A 16,398-nucleotide genomic window follows, 5' to 3' on the forward strand; every position below is an offset into this window, starting at 1 on the left:
GCGCCGAACCCACGGCAGCTTGCCGCTGGCCCAGCGATATTTATTTTATATAATTATCGCGGGGCAGACGCGGGTCGGGACACGCCGAAAATGGGTATCAGTCAGCTTGCGGCCTGTCGCGTGCTCCTGGCGGCGGCCGGCCTCAGCGGGGTTTGGACGCCGGTCGAGGCGGCGCCGCGACAGGGCCGGGTCGCGCCCGATCCCCGCGATGCGCAGATCCAGGCCCTGAAAGCGCAGGTCGAGGCCCTGTCGGCCCGGGTCGACAGCCTTGCCGCCCGCCCCGCGCCGCCGCTGTCTCCGCCGGCTCCGGCGCCAGCGCCGACATCGGCGGCGATCCTCCAGACTGAGCCCGACCTGTCGACGCCGGCGCAGGTCCCCTCCGCGGGCGGGATGACGATCGTGGCCGGACGGCCCTCGATCGAGAGCGCGGATGGCCGTTTCTCCGCCAAGCTGCACGGGGTGATGCAGTTCGACGCCGCCGACTATAAGCAGGCGACGCCCGGCCCGATCATCGCTGATTTCCGCAGAGGCGCGGCCGGGACGGACACAGCTCATGCACGCGACCTCAACTCCGGCTCCAACTTTCGCCGCGCCCGCATCGGCATCGAGGGTAAGGCGTTCGGCGACTGGGACTACAACCTGCTCTTTGAGTTCGGTGGGGCGGGCGAGGAGGACGCCGGGCACATCCAGGAAATGTGGGCGCAATACTCGGGCCTGAAGCCCTTCCACGTGCGCATCGGCGCCTTTCCACCCTCGATCGGGCTGGAGGACCAGGGCTCGACCAACGGGGCGCTGTTCCTGGAACGCCCGGCGTCGGCGGACATGGCCCGGAGCCTGACCGGGGGCGACTTCCGCGAGGCCGGCCAGTTCTGGGGCGGGACCGACCGCTGGTACGTCTCCGGCGCCGTGAGCGGCCGGGTCGTGGGGGTGGTGAACTCCCAGGCGACCGGGGTCACCCAGCCGTTCGATACCGCCGTCAACTATGTCGGCCGGGTCGCCTTCGTGCCGGTCAGGACCGATGACGCCATGCTGGAGTTGGGCGTGCACGGCGGCTATGTCGCCCGACCGGCCGACGCCGGCGGCCCGGACACCCCGGCCGGAACGTCGCGCTATCCGATCACGATCCAGGAGCGGCCGGAACTGCGGGTCGATGGCACGCGGCTGGTCTCGACCGGGGCGATCAACGCCAGGCGGGCCTCGACCCTCGGCATCGAGGCGTCCGGCCAGGTGGGCAGCCTGTTTCTGCAGAGCGAGTATGAGCGGTTCCGGATCGCACGGCTGAACCCGGCGCCCGGGGTCTCCGATCCCGAGTTCCACGGCTGGTACGTCGAGGGTGGATGGACGGTGACCGGCGAGCGCCGGCGGTTCAATGCCGCAACCTTCGCCTGGGACAGTCCGCTGGTGGACCATCCGTTCAGCCTGGCGGACCGGACCTGGGGCGCGTGGGAGTTGGCCGGGCGCTATTCGGACATGAACCTCAATTATCACGCCGGCGCGGTCGGAACTGCGCCCGGGGCCGATGCGCTGCGCGGCGGCGACCAGCGGATCGTCACCGCCGGGGTGAACTGGTTCCCGAACACCTTTTTCCGTCTGATGCTGGATTTCCAGGACGTGCGTATCCGGCGGCTGTCGCCGTCGGCGGCGACCTTCCAGACGCCAGCCGGCGCCGAGATCGGCCAGCACTATCGCGTCCTCATGCTGCGTACGCAGTTCGCGTTCTAGACGGAGCCCGCCGATGATCACCCGACGCCGCTGTCTGACCGGCCTGGCGCTGGCGGGCGCCCTCACCGCCGGTCCGGCGCTGGCGGCCGAAACCCTGGTGGCCGTGGCCGCCAACTTCACCGAGCCGGCGAAGGAGATCGCCACCGCGTTCGTGGCCGCCACGGGGCACACCGCGAGGCTGACCTTCGGTTCGTCCGGGGCATTCTACGCCCAGATGGCGCACGGTGCGCCCTATGAGGTGTTCCTCTCCGCCGACACCGAGCGTCCGAAGCAGGCGGAACGGGACGGCCTGGGGGTCGCCGGCTCGCGCTTCACCTATGCGGTGGGGCGCCTGGCGCTCTATTCGCCGACGCCCGGCGTGGTCGATCCCGCTGGGTCGGTGCTGAGTGGCGACAGGTTCGAAAAGCTGGCGATAGCCGATCCCGCCGCCGCGCCCTATGGCGCAGCCGCCGTGCGGACGATGCGGACGCTGGGCGTCTATGACCGGGTGCGGAGCAGGATCGTCACCGGGGCCTCGATCGGCCAGACCTTCCAGTTCGTCCAGACCGGCGCCGCGGAGCTGGGATTTGTCGCCTGGTCGCAGGTGATCAATGTGCCGGGCGGCTCGCGCTGGCTGGTCCCGGCGGCCGATCACGCCCCCATCGACCAACAGGCGATCCTGCTCCAGGCCGGCGCGAAGGACCCGGCCGCCAGGGCGTTCCTGGCCTTTCTCAAGTCTCCCGCGGCGGTCGCGATCATCCGGCGATATGGCTACGAGGTTCCCTAGCCGTGGCTGAGGTCATCTGGACGACCCTGCGCCTGGCGAGCCTGACCACGGTCCTGCTGCTGATCCTGGCCACGCCGATCGCCTGGTGGCTGGCCCGGCGCAAGGCCTGGTGGAAGGAGATCGTGGCGGCCGCCGCGACCCTGCCGATCATCCTGCCGCCCTCGGTGCTCGGGTTCTACCTGCTGATCGCCATGGCGCCGCAGAGCCCGCTGATGAGCGTGCTACACCCCTTCGGGATCCGCACCCTGGCCTTCACCTTCCAGGGCCTGGTGATCGGCTCGATGGTTTACTCGCTGCCGTTCGCGGTGCAGCCGATCCGCAACGCCTTTGAAGCGATGGGCGCGCGGCCGATGGAGGTCGCTGCGACCCTGCGCGCCTCGCCGGCGGACGCCTTCTTCACCGTGGCCCTGCCGATGGCGCGGCGCGGGTTCCTGACCGCCGCGATCCTGGTCTTCGCCCACACGCTTGGCGAGTTCGGGGTGGTGCTGATGATCGGCGGCGGCATCCCCGGCAAGACCGAGGTGTTGTCGGTGCGCATCTACCAGCTTGTGGAGTCGCTGCGGTACGGCGAGGCGCACGCGCTGGCAGCCGGCGTGGTGGTGTTCTCCTTCGCCGTCCTGCTGGCCATGCTGTTGCTCGACCGCCAGGCCGACGGGCGGCTACGGTGAGCCCCGCGGTCGCCGGCAAGAGCGGCGTTGAGGGTCGGTTCGCGGGCGCGGTGGGCGGGTTCGCGCTGGAAGTTGAGTTTACGCTGGCGCCCAGGGGGATTACCGCGCTCAGCGGCCCATCGGGCTCCGGCAAGACCACGCTCCTGCGCTGCATCGCCGGCCTGACACGGCTCGAGGGGCGGCTCGTGGTGGCCGGGGAAGTCTGGCAGGACGACCGGACGTTCCTGCCGCCGCACCGCCGGCCGGTGGGCGTGGTGTTTCAGGAAGCCAGCCTGTTGCCGCACCTGTCGGTGCGCGGGAACCTGCTCTATGGCGCGAAACGCACCTTCGCCAAGGCGGAGGTCAGCCTGGACGACACCGTCGAGCTCCTGGGGCTTGGGCCGTTGCTCGGCCGCTCGACCGCCAACCTCTCCGGTGGCGAGCGGCAGCGGGTGGCGCTGGGCCGGGCGCTGTTGTCGCAGCCCCGCCTGCTGCTGATGGACGAGCCGATGTCGAGCCTTGACGTCGGGTCGAAGGCCGAGATCCTGCCCTATCTGGAGCGTCTGCACCGGAGCCTGGCGATCCCGGCGCTCTACATCAGCCACGACGTCGGCGAGATCGCCCGGCTGGCCGATCATGTGCTGCTGATGGACGCTGGCAAGGTGCGGCTGGGCGGGGCGGTGGACCGCGGCGAGTTCGCGGCCCTGAGTTCCGGGCAGCGCGACTCCCTGGCCATGGCCGCGCTCAGGGCCGGGCTTTCGCCGACCGCGTGATCCCGTAGGCGGCGCCGAAGCGCCAGCCGATCAAAAGGAAGATCAGGCCGCCGGCACCGACCAGGGCTGCGTGCAAGGCCCAGAACTGCGGCGCCGGGAGGGTCTCGTATAGGCTGCCCAACCGGCCCGAGGCGAAGCTGCCGAGCGCGGTCGAGAACATGTTGACCCCGACCAGGGTGGCGACCGCCGGCGCCGGCGCGGCGCGGGCGAAGAGCGACACCATGGTCGGCGCGAAATAGAGCCAGCCCAGGTTCGAGACCAGATGGAACATCACCGCGAAAAGGATCGGCGCGCGTCCGTCGGCGTCGGCAGCGATCCCGGCTGCGGCCAGCCAGAGCGTGCCCGCGGCGAAGATGAAGCAGCCGATGGCGACCTTGGTGAGCTGGCCGGGCTCGCGGCCGCGCGCCGCCTGCCAGCGCCAGAACATCAGCATCGGCGGCAGGCAGACGAAGGGCGACAGGCCATCGATCGCCTGAAACCAGGGCACGGGGACGAGGAAGGCCCCGATGTGCAGCTGGATGTGGTCGCGGACCCACAGGTTGTAGGTGTTCCAGACCTGCGACTGGGCGATCCAGAAGAGCGCGGCCACCGGAACCAGCGCCAGCAGGGCGGTGACCCGGCGCCAATCCGCCGCGGTCAGCGGGACGCGGACCCGGTCGGCCGCCCGCGCCGGCTTCGGCGCGACGGCGACCACCTGCCCCTGGCCGGCCAGATAGATGACCAGGCCGGCGAGCATGCCGAATCCCGCGAAGGCGAAGCCCACATGCCAGCTGAAGGTCTGGGCCAACGCGCCGGTCACCAGCGGGGCGACGAAGGCGCCCAGATTGACCATCGCGTAGTAGAGCTGGAACGCTGTGTCGCGGCGCGCGTCGTCGGGCCGATAGAGCTCGCCCACCTGCGGCAGCAGGTTGCCGCGCAGGGCGCCGGTGCCCAGGATCAGCAGCAGCATGGCCAGCAGAAACGACTGGTCGAAGGCCATGCAGAAGTGGCCCGCGCTCATCAGCAGCGCGCCCAGGATCACGCCGCGCTTGCGGCCCAGCCACAGGTCGCCGATCAGCCCGCCGAAAACGGGCGTGAACATGGCCAGGCCGATGTAGAGGCCGAAGATCTGGGTCGCCAGGCCCAGCGTGGTGAGGTGGCCGAAGACCGCCTCGACGACGGCGCGGAAGCGGACAAAGCCGACGATCTTCTCGATGTGTCCGGGGGTGAACAGCTGGCCGGCGAGGTAGAGGGTCAGCAGCGCCTGCATGCCGTTGAACGAGACGCGGTCCCAGAATTCGGTCCCGGCCAGCACCGCCAGGCCTCGCGGATGGCCAAAGACAGTCCGTTCCGGCGCAGCCACCGTCTCCGCCGCGATCGCTGTCATGTCGCCCCCCGCCTGGCGGAACCTAGGCAGCATTCCGGAGCGCTGGCAACGCGCCGAGGGTTCGACTGGCGGGTTCGACAGAAGACGCCGCGTCATTCAGCAAGCCGTCGTCGGGCGGGCAATTTGACGCGCCACGTCAGAACGCCTTCGTCAGGCCCACAAACAGCCCGCGGCGCGGCCCGTATTGCGGCGCGCCGACGCCGACGCCGGAGCCGTCGCGGATCTGATATTTCTCGTCCAACGCATTAATCAGGTCGGCCCGCACGGTGAGCGGGCCGCCCGGGAGCTCGAAATCGTGCGCGATACTCAGGTTGACCTGGATGTATCCTGGCAGATGGCCGCTGTTGGGCGGCGCGCCGTCCGGAGTACGCCGGAGCCCGGAACCGCAAAGCACGTCGGTGGAGAACCGCGTCGATCCCAGGCGATAGCTGGCGCCGCCCGAAAGAGTGTAGGTCTGATCGTGGTCGAGATAGATGAAGTGATCGCGGATATACGCCAGTTCAGCTGGGTTGAAATTGAACTGGCTGCTGACGATGTCACGTCCCTTCGCCTCGGAAACGGCAAGGTTGGCGTAGGCGTTGAGGGGGCCGTTCACGTAGTTGGCGGACAGTTCGACGCCCTTCGCATAGCCGTCGCGATAGTTGAAGGGGGTCAGGATGATCGGAGCGCCGAACTGGCCTTCATCAACGAGATTTGAAGCCGACTTGTAGTAGGCGTCCGCCCCGAGCGTCAGGCCGTTGGCGAATTTCTGCTCAACACCAAGATCGAAGTAGTCGTCACGTTCGGAGCGCGGGGTGTCGTTCTGGCTGCCAGGCGCCTCGGCGGTGGTGCCGACGAAGCTGGCGATGGTCTGGCTGGCGACCAGCTCGAAGGGCGGTGGCGTGAAATACCGGGCGTAGCCGCCGTGAAGGGTCAGGCCATCGGCTGGGATCCAAACCAGGTTCACACGCGGGCTCAACTGACGTTCGCGCCGGAACGCCGCGAGCTGGTCCATGCGCAGCCCATAGTTCAGCGTCACGCTGTCGATGATTTTCCAGGAGTCCTGAAGATATGCCGAGTAGGTCCAGGCATCCGAGCTGCTACTCCCGATAAGATCTATGGGCGACGGCGACAATTGCGCGCCGACGGCGTTTAGACGGAAGACCTGGGAATTGGTCCGGCTGGTGGTGTGATCCGTCGAAATGATCACGCCACCCCTCGCCGTATGGGCGTCGCTGAGACTGTAGACACCTTCAAGTTGGGTCCCAAACGACAGGTCGGTCTTGCGGGCTGCCTGGGCGATCCCATTGAACAGGAGTTCCCCGGCCAGGTCGGGCCGGTACGTCAGTTCGGAGTACCGGGTGAACAGCGAGGCTTGGCCGGTGAATTTTTCGGTCGTCCTGAGGTAGGTGACGATTCCGTAGCTGGTGGCCTCTCGCTGGGTCTGGTTCAGGGCCTCGGAGGCGAAGGCGGTCCGGCCATTGAGGTTGAGCCCCAGGTTGGGCTGCAGGCCTTTGGCATTGGGAATCTGAAAGCTCTGCTGCGACGTGCCGACGATGGCGGAGATGCGGCTCGCATCGTCCAGAATGCGGTCGAAATAGCCGAAGGCCTGGTATTGGTTGGAACGGTCATGCAGCGGCGTTCCACTGCCGTCAGGACTCTCGATGCCGACATCCGTGCCGGTGAAACTCAGCGATCCGAAGGCGCTGGATTTACCCCAGGAGCCACCGTATTCGATGCTAGGCGTGATCATTCCGTGACTTCCGCCGTAGATCGACGCCACGCCGCCATTTCGAAAGCCGCTCTTGGTGGTGATGTCGATGATTCCCGCGGTCCTAAGGCCATATTGCGCCGGCAGGGCGCCGGTGATCAGCCGGATGCTGGAGGCGAGTCTCGGCGACAGGGTCTGGCCGAACACCGCCAGGCCTTCCGGTAGGATCACGTTGTTCAGCCGATACTGGATATCGCCGTGGTTGCCGCGCACGTGCAGCTGCCCGAACGAGTCCTGCGCCACCCCCGGCGCCTGCAGGACCACCTGGTTCAGCTGGGTGTTGGCGCCGCCGGGCAGGTTCGTGATGAAGGCTTCCGGCAGGGAATAGGTCGTCGCCCCCAACACGGGCTCGATCGTTCCGCGTGCGGCGTCAAGGCGCTGCGCGGTGACCACGATTTCGGATATTTCCGGCTGCGCGGCGGGAGGCGCCTGTTGCGCCAGGGCCGATGTGGCGGTCAGAACGCCAGCGCTCGCGGCGACAAGCAATGAACATCGATGGGTCATGGAAATCCCGTACAGAGGTCAATCAGGTCCGCGATATGTCCGGCTCGCGGCGAGCCACGCCAGGCGCCTTCGGAATCTGCCGGCCCAGTCGAAGCGACTGTTATAATATATCATAACAGGCTGCAAAGCGGATTCGGCGAAGGCGATTTGACACGACAGGCCCGGCCCCCGATCTAGGGGCGATGATCGATGACCTCTATTCGGCGAAGTTGCTCAAACTCGCGGCGAATATGCCGCGCGTGGGGCGCCTCGCCGCGCCGGACGCCAGCGTCGAGAAGATCGCCAAGCTGTGCGGCAGCCGGGTGTTGGTGGATGTGGTCATCGAGGACGGTCTGGTCACCGACTTTGCCCAGGAGGTAAAGGCCTGCGCGCTTGGCCAGGCGTCTGCCGCGGTGCTGGGCGCCCAGGTGATCGGCGCGACCCTCAAAGAGCTGGAGGTGGCCCGCGACCAGTTCCGTGCTATGTTGAAGGATGGCGCCCCCGCGCCCGACGGACGCTTTTCGGACCTTTCGATGCTCGCCCCGGTCAAGGACTACCCCGCCCGCCACGCCTCCACGCTGCTCGCGTTCGAGGCGGTGACCGAGGCTGTCCGTATCGCCACCGGGCGAACTAGCCCCGTCGGCGCGGCTTGATCCCTCGCTAGGCGCAGCGTAATCGCTGGGCCCTGCCTTCCGAGATCCCCGTAGCCGGCATGAAGCTCTACGAACGCTGCGTCAGAGGGGCCCTACGCGCCTACAAGCTGACGCTTTCGCCGCTGATCGGGCGGCAATGCCGGTTCCTTCCGAGTTGTTCGGAATATGCCGCTGACGCCCTGATCGGCCATGGCCCGTGGCGCGGGAGTGCGCTCGCCGCGCGCAGGCTGTGCCGTTGTCATCCCTGGGGTGGGGGTTCGGGCTATGACCCGGTCCCGCCCCCGCGCACGCCGCCCGCGAACGACCGCGGGACCGATGCGCGCAAGTGGACCTGTGAAACATGATCGAGCTGATTTTCCCCGATGGCTCCAAGCGACCGTTCGACGACGGCGTGACGGGCAAGGAAGTGGCCACGTCCATCGCCATCTCCCTGGCCAAGCGCGCGGTTCTGGTGAAGCTCGACGGCGAGCTCCTCGATCTCGACCGGCCCCTGCCGCACGGCGGCAGGTTCGAGATCCTGATGCGCGACAGTCCAGACGCGCTGGAGACGATCCGCCACGATGCCTCCCACGTCATGGCCGAGGCCGTTCAGGAGCTGTTCCCCGGTACGCAGGTGACCATCGGGCCTTCGATCGAGGATGGCTTCTACTACGATTTCGCGCGCCCCGAGCCGTTCAGCCTGGACGACCTGGCGGTGATCGAACAACGGATGAGGGAGATCGTCGACCGCGACGAGACGATCACGCGCGAGGTGTGGAGCCGCGACGCGGCCATCGCCCACTTCACGTCGATCGGCGAGCACTACAAGGCCGAGATCATCGAGGGCATCCCCGCCGGCGAGGACGTCAGCGTCTATCGCCAGGGCGCCTGGAAGGACCTGTGCCGCGGGCCGCACCTGCCCTCGACCAAGGCGGTGGGCAAGGCGTTCAAGCTGACCAAGCTGGCCGGGGCCTACTGGCGCGGCGATCATCGCAACGCCATGCTTCAGCGCATCTACGGCACGGCCTGGGCCACGGAAGCCGACCTCGCGGCCCACCTGCGCCGCATCGAGGAGGCCGAGAAGCGCGACCATCGCAAGATCGGCCAGGCGATGGAGCTTTTCCACATCCAGGAAGAAGGCAAGGGGATGATTTTCTGGCATCCGAAGGGCTGGACGCTCTACCGGACGCTCGAAAACTACATGCGCCGGCGCACCGAGGCGGTCGGCTACCAAGAGATCAAGACGCCCCAGGTGCTCAACAAGGTGCTGTGGGAGCGCTCCGGCCACTGGGACAAGTTCCACGACGACATGTTCGTCTGCGAGGCCGAAGACGGCGAGGTCATGGCCGTCAAGCCGATGAACTGCCCCTGCCATGTGCAGGTGTTCAACCATGGCCAACGCTCCTATCGCGACCTGCCGATCCGCTTCGCCGAATACGAGCCGCTGCACCGCAACGAGAGCTCCGGTTCGCTGCACGGCCTGATGAGGGTGCGCCAGATGTGCCAGGACGACGCGCACATCTTCTGCACGCCCGCGCAGATCCTCGAGGAATCCCGCGACTTCATCGAACTCCTGAAGTCGGTCTACGCGGACCTGGGCGTCGCGCTGCATTCGGTGAAGCTGGCGCTGCGTCCGGATCAGCGGTTCGGCGATGACGAGCAATGGACGCTGGCGGAAGACACCCTGGAGCAGGCGGCCAACGCCGCTGGGGTGCAGGTCGAGCGCATCCCCAACGAAGGCGCCTTCTATGGCCCCAAGCTCGAATTCCACCTGCGCGACGCGATCGGCCGGACGTGGCAGTGCGGCACCTTGCAGCTCGACTATGTGCTGCCCGACCGCCTCGACGCCAACTACACGGGCGAGGACGGCGCCAAGCATCGGCCGGTGATGCTGCATCGGGCGATCTGCGGCTCGATGGAGCGTTTCATCGGTATCCTGATCGAACATTACGCCGGCGCGTTTCCCCTGTGGTTGGCGCCGGTTCAGGTGGTGGTCGCCACGATTACCTCCGACGCCGACGACTTCGCGGTCAAGGCGGCGGCGGCGTTGCGGGCCAGGGGGCTGCGCGTGGAGATCGATCTGAGGAACGAAAAGATCAACTACAAGGTCCGCGAACACAGCCTGGCCAAGACGCCGGTGATCGCCGTGGTCGGCCGTCGCGAGGCCGAGCTTGGGCAGGTGGCGCTGCGCCGGCTGGGGTCCGACGGCCAGGAGGTTCTGGGCCTTGAGGCGGCGGCGAACGCGCTTGCCTTGCAGGCGCTGCCGCCCGATGTTGCCGCAGGGGCCGGGCGCGCCGACTCGGCGGCGCCCGGCGCGGACGGCGCCATGGGGGCTGGATGAACGGCATCGCCGCAAAGATCGTCGCCGCCGAGCCCGTTCCGACCCCGGAATTTCTCCGACCCCGTCGGCGGATATCGGTGGTGATGGTGGTCTATATGACCGGTGAGGCGTTGGCCGAGAGCGTCGCCTCGGTGCTGCGCGATCCGCTGGCGGACCAGCTGGTGATCGTCGACAACGGTTCCGCCTTGGCAGACTCCGCGGCCCTTCGCGCCCTTGCCGGGCGCGACGCGCGGGTCGTGCTGCTGGCCGGCCACGGCAACATCGGGTTCGCCCGGGGCGCCAACCTGGGCGCGCGCCGGGCCCGGGGCGACATCCTGGTGTTCCTGAATCCCGACGCGTTCCTGCAACCCGGCTGCCTTGCCGCCCTGGCCTCGGAGATCGAGGACCGGCCCTCCCCCTGCATCGTCGGCGGCCGGGTGCTGAACCCTGACCGCACCGAACAGCGGGGCGCACGGCGTGGCGAGATCACGCCGATGAGCGCACTGATGTCGCTGAGCACCCTGTCGCGGCTGGTTCCGGGATGGCGCCGCTACGAGGTCCACTGGGAGGACGAGGCGGTGCCTGAGACCGCTGTCTTCACGCCGACCATCTCCGGCGCCTGTTTCGGCATGCGCCGCGCGGACTTCGACAGCGTCCGCGGCTTTGACGAGAAGTACTTCCTGCATGTGGAGGACGTTGATCTGTGCTGGCGAGTGCGCCGCCAGGGCGGGATGGTGCTGTTCCATCCGGGGGCCGAGGTGATCCACCTGGGTCACACCAGCCAGACCAGTCCCCTGAAGGTCGAGTTTCACAAGGGCGTCGGCCTGGCCCGCTATTTCAGGAAGCGCGCCGAGGGCGTCTGGCAGCAGCTGGGCGCCCTGCTGCTCTCGCCCCTGGTGATCGGCGCCGCCGTCGCTCGCCCGGTGATCTGGCGGCTGAAGAGCCGCTAGGCCGGAAACACACCCGCCCGGCTGACCGAGGCCGCGGGCGGCTTGCCCAGTATCCCGCTCATCCACCGGGCCGTCTCGATCAGGCGGCCGATGTCATAGCCCGTCTCGAAGCCGGCGCGCTCCAGCATGTAGACCAGATCCTCGGTGCCGATATTGCCGGTGGCGTCCGGGGCGAAGGGGCAGCCGCCGAGCCCGCCGCAACTGGCGTCCAGCACATCGACGCCGGCCTCGACGCCGGCATAGGCGTTGGCCAGGCCGGTGTTGCGGGTATCGTGGAAGTGCAGGCGCAGGGGAGTGTCGGGGGCGGCCCGCTTCGTCGCCTCCACCCGGCGGCGGACCAGCCACGGATCGGCCACCCCGATGGTGTCGGCCAGGGCGATCTCGGCGACCTCGGCGCCCGCCGCGGCGCGGACGATGCGGATCACCTGGTCCTCCGAAACCTCGCCGTCGAAGGGGCATCCGAAGGCGACGGAGACGGTCACTGTGATCGGCGGCCCGCCCTCGGCCTGGCGGCGCGCGGCGATGGCGACCAGCGCGGCGGTCTGTTCCTCCACCGAGGCGCCTTGGTTGCGGATGCCGAAGCCGTCGGTGGCGCAGATCACCACATTGGCCTCGTCGCAGGCCGCCGCGACGCAGCGGTCCCAGCCGCGTTCATTGAGCACCAGGCCGATCCGCGAGCGCCCGGCGGTGTGCGGCAGGGCGGCGCAGATCTCCTCGGCCCCGGCCATCTGCGGCACGCGTTTGGGATTGACGAAGGACACCGTTTCCATGCGCCGCGCGCCGGCCGCTTCCAGTCGCCGAATGAACTCCAGCTTCTGATCGACCTCGAGCAGGGCCTTCTCGTTCTGCAGGCCGTCCCGCGGCCCCACTTCGACGATCTGGATGGTGCGGGTCATGGCAGGGCTCCTCGATGGGCCGCCGGGGTCGCCTGGTAGATGCGCAGGGTCATCGTCTTGCCGTCCGAATAGTCTAGTCCGGTCACCGTCGCCACCAGAAGGGCCTGGACGCGGTATCCCGCCAGGGCCTGCCGGAACTGAGCTTCCTGGCGTTGTTCGACCACCGCCGGGCGGTTCTCGGAAATGGCCTGGGCGGCGTCGTCCGGTCCGGCCAGCTCGGTGGGGGTGCCCAGCGCGAAGACCAGGCTGGGTTCGGCATAGCCGGCCACCGACACCGGCGCGTCGGCGATCCCCTGCTCGGGCAGCAGTTGCGCGCGCGCCATCGCCCGCTCAACCCGCTCGGAAAGCCACAGCGGGCTGAGCCGGGGCGCCAGGCCCGCCGCCAGCGCCGCGTGGCCGGCGAGACCCAGGCCAACGGCGCCGACAATGGCCCGGCGAGGCGCCTTGCGGACCAGCAGCACGCCGCCGACCAGGCCCGCGGCCGCCAGCAGCCCGCCCGCCACCGTCGCGACCGGCAGATCCGAGGCGTCGCCATAGAGCGAGACGAGGTAGAAACACCCACACGCCAGCGTCACGCCGACCGCCGAGGCGAGCCCCGCGCCGGTCCAGCGCGCGCGCGCACCCAGCGACTGGCCGAGCGCCGCGGCCGCCAGCCAAGCCAGGGCGCCATAGGCCGGCAGGGGGTAGTGGACAAGCTTGGTCGGCATGGCTTCAAAGACGATCCAGGCCGGGACCAGCCAGGCCAGCGCGAACCGCACGCCCGGCTCGCGCCAGCGCCGCCACGCCGTCACCGCCGCGGCCGGGAGCAGCAGCGTCATCGGGAAGGCGAGCAGCGGGGCCAGCAGGGTGTGATAGCCCGGCGCGGCGCCGTGGCCCTCCTGACCGCCGGCCAGCTTGGGCGCCAGGTCGCCGGCGAGCGCGGCGCTCCAGAACCCGCCATCGGTGGCCACGGTCACCGCCCCGGCCCAAGGCCCGACGATGGCGGCGACGATAAGCAGGCCCCAGCTCCAGTTGAGGCGTCCGAGCCAGGCCGTCCGGCGGTCCATGGCGACCAGGGCCGCGATGGTCAGGGCCGCGATCAAGGGTCCGATCGGACCCTTCACCAAGGTCGCGACGCCCAGGCTGATCCAAAACAGCAGCCAGGCCCGACGTCCGGCGGGCGGTCCGTCGCGGGCCTCCGCATAGAGGCGGGCGAGCGCGGCGATGGCCAGGGTGGTGGTCCCGCAGAGCACGGCGTCGGTCTTGGCGATCAGCGCCTCGGTGGAAAGCAGGAACGAACTCGCCAGCATGGCCCCGGCCAACAGGCCGCCCTCGGCGCCGAAGAAGGCCGCCGCGCCCCAGGCGCAGGCGGCCGCCGCCAGCATCGCCCCCAGCAGCGAGGGGATACGGTAGGCCCAGATCTGCCGATCCTCGGGATTTGAGACCAGGCTGACGCTGGCCGCCTGCAGCCAGTGGATGCCCACCGGCTTCTTGAAGCGCGGCTGGTCCTGATAACGGATCACGGTGAAGTCGCCGGTCTCCAGCATCTGGGCGGTGGCCTGGGCGAAGCGCGATTCGTCCCGGTCCAGCGGCGGCATCGCCAGCAGCCCGGGCAGGCCCGCGGCAAAGGCCAGCAGGGCCGCCATCGCCGGTCCGCGCCAGCCGCGGCTGTAGCGCGCCAGTTCACCCTCGAAGGTCATGGCGCCCAGATAGCACAATCCTTTCCCTGTCCGCCTTTTCCGCTATTCAGGCACATGCCCAATACGCCCGACATTTCGGTGGTCGTCCCGGTGTTCAACGAGGCGGGCGCGGCGGCGGCGCTGGCCCGCGAGATCGCCGCGGCGTTCAAGGGCCGGAACTTCGAGATCCTGTTCGTCGACGACGCCAGCCGCGACGGCACGCGCGCGTCGCTGCAGGCCGTGAGGACCGAAGTCCCGCAGCTGCGCGTGCTGGCCCACCACCGCAATGCCGGACAGAGCCGGGCGATCCGCTCCGGTGTCCTGGCCGCGCGCGGGCAGATCATCGTCACCCTCGACGGCGACGGGCAGAACGATCCGGCGGACGCCCCCGGCCTGGTCGAGGCGCTGCTCGCCGGGCCGCCGGAGCTGGCGCTGGTGGGCGGCGAGCGGGTCAGGCGGCAGGACAGCGCCGACAAGAAGCTCGCCTCGCGGATCGGCAATGGTGTTCGCAAGCGGCTGCTTCGCGACACCGCCAACGACACCGGCTGTGGGTTGAAGGCGTTCCGTCGCGAGGCGTTCATGAGGCTCCCCTATTTCGACCACATCCACCGCTATCTGCCCGCGCTCATGCGGCGGGAAGGCTATCGGATCGCGTTTCGGCCGGTGAATCACCGGCATCGCCAGTCCGGGACGTCGAAATACACCAACCTCGGCCGGCTCTGGGCGTCGCTGTCGGACCTGTTCGGGGTGATCTGGCTGCAGTCCCGCGCTCGCGATCCGGGCGGGGTGGACGAGGCTTAGGTTCGAGGGTCGCCGCGAGATCGCGTCATGTCAGAGCGCTGAAGATCGCCACGACCACGGCCAGATCGACGATGCGGAAGACGACTTGCAGCATTGGCCCGGCCTGTGAACGATGCACAGGTCACGGTTAAGCAAGACCGGCGCCAGCCGGGGTAAGAGACGATGGCCCTGTTCTTCGACGCCCAATGATTCGACGCGCGGCTGGCCGAGCGCGGGCTGTCGCGCCCGGTGCTGGCCGCCGCCGCCGGCCTGACGGAGCCTGACCTGGCGCTGGTGTTCAAGGATCAGAGGGTGCTTTCAGCCGGGGAGGTGGCCGGATTTGCCGAGCTTCTGGGCGTCACGGTCACGGAGGTGGCCGGCCGTGCGGGCGTTTCGACGCCGATCCCCCGGCACGCCAACTCCGCGGAGGTCCGGGTCACGGACCTCGAAAGCAGGGTCGCTAGGCTCGAGGCGGACGTGGCGCGCCTGACCGGACGCTGATCGGTTAGATGGCTGCGAGCGCCGCGCGCCGCCGCCGCAGCGCCACGCCGGTCAGGCCGAAGCCGCCGATCATCAGGGCCCAGGAAGCCGGCTCGGGAACTGCGCCATGCCCCCCGCCGCCCTTATAGTCGAAGGTCTTGGTGAACGTGCCGCCACCGAGGTTGAAATTTCGGAAGTTCGTGCCGCAGATCACCAGGTAGGGACCGCATCGAATCGCCGGATTGACGCCGATTCCGTCGGTGATGTTGATGCTCGGATCCCCGGAGATGGTGACTGGCACGCCACCGACATGGCCGATGGCCGAAAATCTGACCTGAACTAGCGGAACGGTGAAGAACGTACTGAAATAGTCGGTTATGTCGGACGAGAACGTCGCATTCTTCGAGTTCAAAGTGAATTCACCGCTCGTGACCGACCAATCCAACAGTGTCGCTATGCTGTTCAGGTGCTGCAGCGGCCGGATCGTATAGTCGAAATCCTGGCTGAAGGTGATGTCGGCGGTCAGGTGCGTTCCGAACCTGGGAGACTGTCCTCGAGGCGATGAGGTGAACGCGCTGGAGTCGTAGTGGAACGTCACCGGGGTCGTCGCCTGGGCGAACCCGGGAAATATGCTTGCGGCGGCCATGGCCAGAGCAAGTCCTGCAAGACCCTTCGAAAAACGCATACCGATAGTCCCGAAATTCATCGCCCGCACTCCCTCACACATTGTCGATCAGGCTGCTTAGCCGCCGGGCAAAACCGCCGCATGGTCCGTTTGGACTATGCGGCGCGGATTTCGGGTCGTGGGCTGTCGCCGCGAACCTTCAGGATCGATCAGACGTCGGTCTTGGCGGTGCGGCCCTTGGGCGCGCGGCGGTCCTTGGCGCCGGACCAGTTGGTCTTGTTGTAGATCGCCTTGGCCTGGTTGATCGCCGAGGCGCCGGCGCGCAGGCCGCGACGTTCGCCCTCCAGTTGGGCCTCGATGGTCGCGGCGCTGGCGATGGGCGTCTTTGGGGGAATCGATCGGGCTGGCGCGACGGGGACTGGCAGGCCGGAGCCGGCGGCGGGGTTCCGCGCCTCGATCTCGTCGATCAGATCGGCCGCCGACGTCCTGGGACGGCGCACCCGGCGAGGCCTGTTGGCCGGATCGATCGAGGCGGTCATGACACGGTCAT

At 68.5% G+C, this 16,398-nt stretch carries 16 protein-coding genes; 10 read left to right on the forward strand and 6 right to left on the reverse strand.

Features of this window, described 5'->3' with window-relative positions:
* Positions 1-90: 90 nt before the first annotated feature.
* The 4 genes from RMN86_RS15540 to modC are packed head-to-tail and all read left to right on the forward strand — an operon-like array spanning position 91 to position 3,908.
* Complete coding sequence (locus RMN86_RS15540) at positions 91-1,722, forward strand: porin (RefSeq protein WP_309606762.1); 1,632 nt, start codon at positions 91-93, stop codon at positions 1,720-1,722.
* A 13-nt stretch (positions 1,723-1,735) separates the two neighbouring features.
* Complete coding sequence (gene modA, locus RMN86_RS15545; RefSeq protein WP_309606763.1) at positions 1,736-2,488, forward strand: molybdate ABC transporter substrate-binding protein; 753 nt, start codon at positions 1,736-1,738, stop codon at positions 2,486-2,488.
* A gap of 2 nt (positions 2,489-2,490) precedes the next feature.
* Positions 2,491-3,156 (forward strand): molybdate ABC transporter permease subunit, encoded by a 666-nt coding sequence (gene modB / locus RMN86_RS15550; protein ID WP_309606764.1) that lies wholly within the window; start codon positions 2,491-2,493, stop codon positions 3,154-3,156.
* Entirely contained in the window at positions 3,153-3,908 is a 756-nt protein-coding gene (gene modC / locus RMN86_RS15555) for a molybdenum ABC transporter ATP-binding protein (protein ID WP_309606765.1), read from the forward strand. The genes modB and modC overlap by 4 nt, the downstream gene beginning before the upstream one ends.
* On the opposite strand, the gene RMN86_RS15560 is transcribed toward modC, so the two are convergent.
* Positions 3,880-5,274, reverse strand: a complete 1,395-nt coding sequence (locus tag RMN86_RS15560; protein ID WP_309606766.1) for an MFS transporter — start codon at positions 5,272-5,274, stop codon at positions 3,880-3,882. The two genes, modC and RMN86_RS15560, sit on opposite strands and share 29 nt — an antisense overlap.
* A gap of 136 nt (positions 5,275-5,410) precedes the next feature.
* The gene (locus RMN86_RS15565; RefSeq protein ID WP_309606767.1) at positions 5,411-7,510 is read right to left on the reverse strand and encodes a TonB-dependent receptor domain-containing protein; all 2,100 of its coding nucleotides are present in this window, start codon (positions 7,508-7,510) and stop codon (positions 5,411-5,413) included.
* 200 nt (positions 7,511-7,710) lie between these two features.
* Between RMN86_RS15565 and RMN86_RS15570 the strand changes: the two genes are divergently transcribed.
* The 4 genes from RMN86_RS15570 to RMN86_RS15585 are packed head-to-tail and all read left to right on the forward strand — an operon-like array spanning position 7,711 to position 11,409.
* On the forward strand, positions 7,711-8,160 hold the full coding sequence (locus RMN86_RS15570) for an iron-sulfur cluster assembly scaffold protein (protein WP_309606768.1): 450 nt from the start codon (positions 7,711-7,713) through the stop codon (positions 8,158-8,160).
* A gap of 59 nt (positions 8,161-8,219) precedes the next feature.
* Positions 8,220-8,504 carry a membrane protein insertion efficiency factor YidD gene (gene yidD / locus RMN86_RS15575; RefSeq protein ID WP_309606769.1) on the forward strand — a complete coding sequence of 95 codons (285 nt, stop codon included), beginning with the start codon at positions 8,220-8,222 and terminating at the stop codon, positions 8,502-8,504.
* Complete coding sequence (gene thrS / locus RMN86_RS15580) at positions 8,501-10,480, forward strand: threonine--tRNA ligase (RefSeq protein ID WP_309606770.1); 1,980 nt, start codon at positions 8,501-8,503, stop codon at positions 10,478-10,480. Before yidD ends, thrS begins: the two co-directional genes overlap by 4 nt.
* Positions 10,477-11,409, forward strand: a complete 933-nt coding sequence (locus tag RMN86_RS15585) for a glycosyltransferase family 2 protein (protein ID WP_309606771.1) — start codon at positions 10,477-10,479, stop codon at positions 11,407-11,409. Before thrS ends, RMN86_RS15585 begins: the two co-directional genes overlap by 4 nt.
* Here RMN86_RS15585 and RMN86_RS15590 read toward each other — a convergent pair.
* Both RMN86_RS15590 and RMN86_RS15595 read right to left on the reverse strand, forming a co-directional pair.
* Positions 11,406-12,305 carry a hydroxymethylglutaryl-CoA lyase gene (locus tag RMN86_RS15590; protein WP_309606772.1) on the reverse strand — a complete coding sequence of 300 codons (900 nt, stop codon included), beginning with the start codon at positions 12,303-12,305 and terminating at the stop codon, positions 11,406-11,408. The genes RMN86_RS15585 and RMN86_RS15590 overlap by 4 nt on opposite strands.
* Entirely contained in the window at positions 12,302-13,984 is a 1,683-nt protein-coding gene (locus RMN86_RS15595) for an ArnT family glycosyltransferase (RefSeq protein ID WP_405041355.1), read from the reverse strand. Before RMN86_RS15595 ends, RMN86_RS15590 begins: the two co-directional genes overlap by 4 nt.
* A 54-nt stretch (positions 13,985-14,038) precedes the next feature.
* Here RMN86_RS15595 and RMN86_RS15600 point away from each other — a divergent pair, with 54 nt between their 5' ends.
* Together RMN86_RS15600 and RMN86_RS15605 are read left to right on the forward strand one after the other, a co-directional pair.
* Positions 14,039-14,764, forward strand: a complete 726-nt coding sequence (locus tag RMN86_RS15600) for a glycosyltransferase family 2 protein (protein ID WP_309606774.1) — start codon at positions 14,039-14,041, stop codon at positions 14,762-14,764.
* 228 nt (positions 14,765-14,992) lie between these two features.
* Complete coding sequence (locus RMN86_RS15605) at positions 14,993-15,244, forward strand: DNA-binding protein (RefSeq protein WP_309606775.1); 252 nt, start codon at positions 14,993-14,995, stop codon at positions 15,242-15,244.
* A gap of 4 nt (positions 15,245-15,248) precedes the next feature.
* Here RMN86_RS15605 and RMN86_RS15610 read toward each other — a convergent pair whose 3' ends face one another.
* Positions 15,249-15,929: a PEPxxWA-CTERM sorting domain-containing protein gene (locus tag RMN86_RS15610; protein WP_309606776.1), complete on the reverse strand. Its 681-nt coding sequence runs from the start codon at positions 15,927-15,929 to the stop codon at positions 15,249-15,251.
* A 128-nt stretch (positions 15,930-16,057) separates the two neighbouring features.
* Positions 16,058-16,387: a hypothetical protein gene (locus RMN86_RS15615; protein ID WP_309606777.1), complete on the reverse strand. Its 330-nt coding sequence runs from the start codon at positions 16,385-16,387 to the stop codon at positions 16,058-16,060.
* Between the last annotated feature and the right edge of the window lie 11 nt (positions 16,388-16,398).

This window comes from Phenylobacterium sp. (assembly GCF_031360265.1).
In the GTDB taxonomy this organism is placed as follows: domain Bacteria; phylum Pseudomonadota; class Alphaproteobacteria; order Caulobacterales; family Caulobacteraceae; genus Phenylobacterium.

What these genes read in the sequence shown, in the direction of transcription:
- RMN86_RS15540 (WP_309606762.1), top strand. Translation starts at nt 91, where the DNA reads ATGGGTATCAGTCAGCTTGCGGCCTGTCGCGTGCTCCTGGCGGCGGCC.
- modA (WP_309606763.1), top strand. Translation starts at nt 1,736, where the DNA reads ATGATCACCCGACGCCGCTGTCTGACCGGCCTGGCGCTGGCGGGCGCC.
- RMN86_RS15560 (WP_309606766.1), bottom strand. Translation starts at nt 5,274, where the DNA reads ATGACAGCGATCGCGGCGGAGACGGTGGCTGCGCCGGAACGGACTGTC.
- RMN86_RS15570 (WP_309606768.1), top strand. Translation starts at nt 7,711, where the DNA reads ATGATCGATGACCTCTATTCGGCGAAGTTGCTCAAACTCGCGGCGAAT.
- yidD (WP_309606769.1), top strand. Translation starts at nt 8,220, where the DNA reads ATGAAGCTCTACGAACGCTGCGTCAGAGGGGCCCTACGCGCCTACAAG.
- thrS (WP_309606770.1), top strand. Translation starts at nt 8,501, where the DNA reads ATGATCGAGCTGATTTTCCCCGATGGCTCCAAGCGACCGTTCGACGAC.
- RMN86_RS15585 (WP_309606771.1), top strand. Translation starts at nt 10,477, where the DNA reads ATGAACGGCATCGCCGCAAAGATCGTCGCCGCCGAGCCCGTTCCGACC.
- RMN86_RS15590 (WP_309606772.1), bottom strand. Translation starts at nt 12,305, where the DNA reads ATGACCCGCACCATCCAGATCGTCGAAGTGGGGCCGCGGGACGGCCTG.
- RMN86_RS15595 (WP_405041355.1), bottom strand. Translation starts at nt 13,984, where the DNA reads ATGACCTTCGAGGGTGAACTGGCGCGCTACAGCCGCGGCTGGCGCGGA.
- RMN86_RS15600 (WP_309606774.1), top strand. Translation starts at nt 14,039, where the DNA reads ATGCCCAATACGCCCGACATTTCGGTGGTCGTCCCGGTGTTCAACGAG.
- RMN86_RS15610 (WP_309606776.1), bottom strand. Translation starts at nt 15,929, where the DNA reads ATGAATTTCGGGACTATCGGTATGCGTTTTTCGAAGGGTCTTGCAGGA.
- RMN86_RS15615 (WP_309606777.1), bottom strand. Translation starts at nt 16,387, where the DNA reads ATGACCGCCTCGATCGATCCGGCCAACAGGCCTCGCCGGGTGCGCCGT.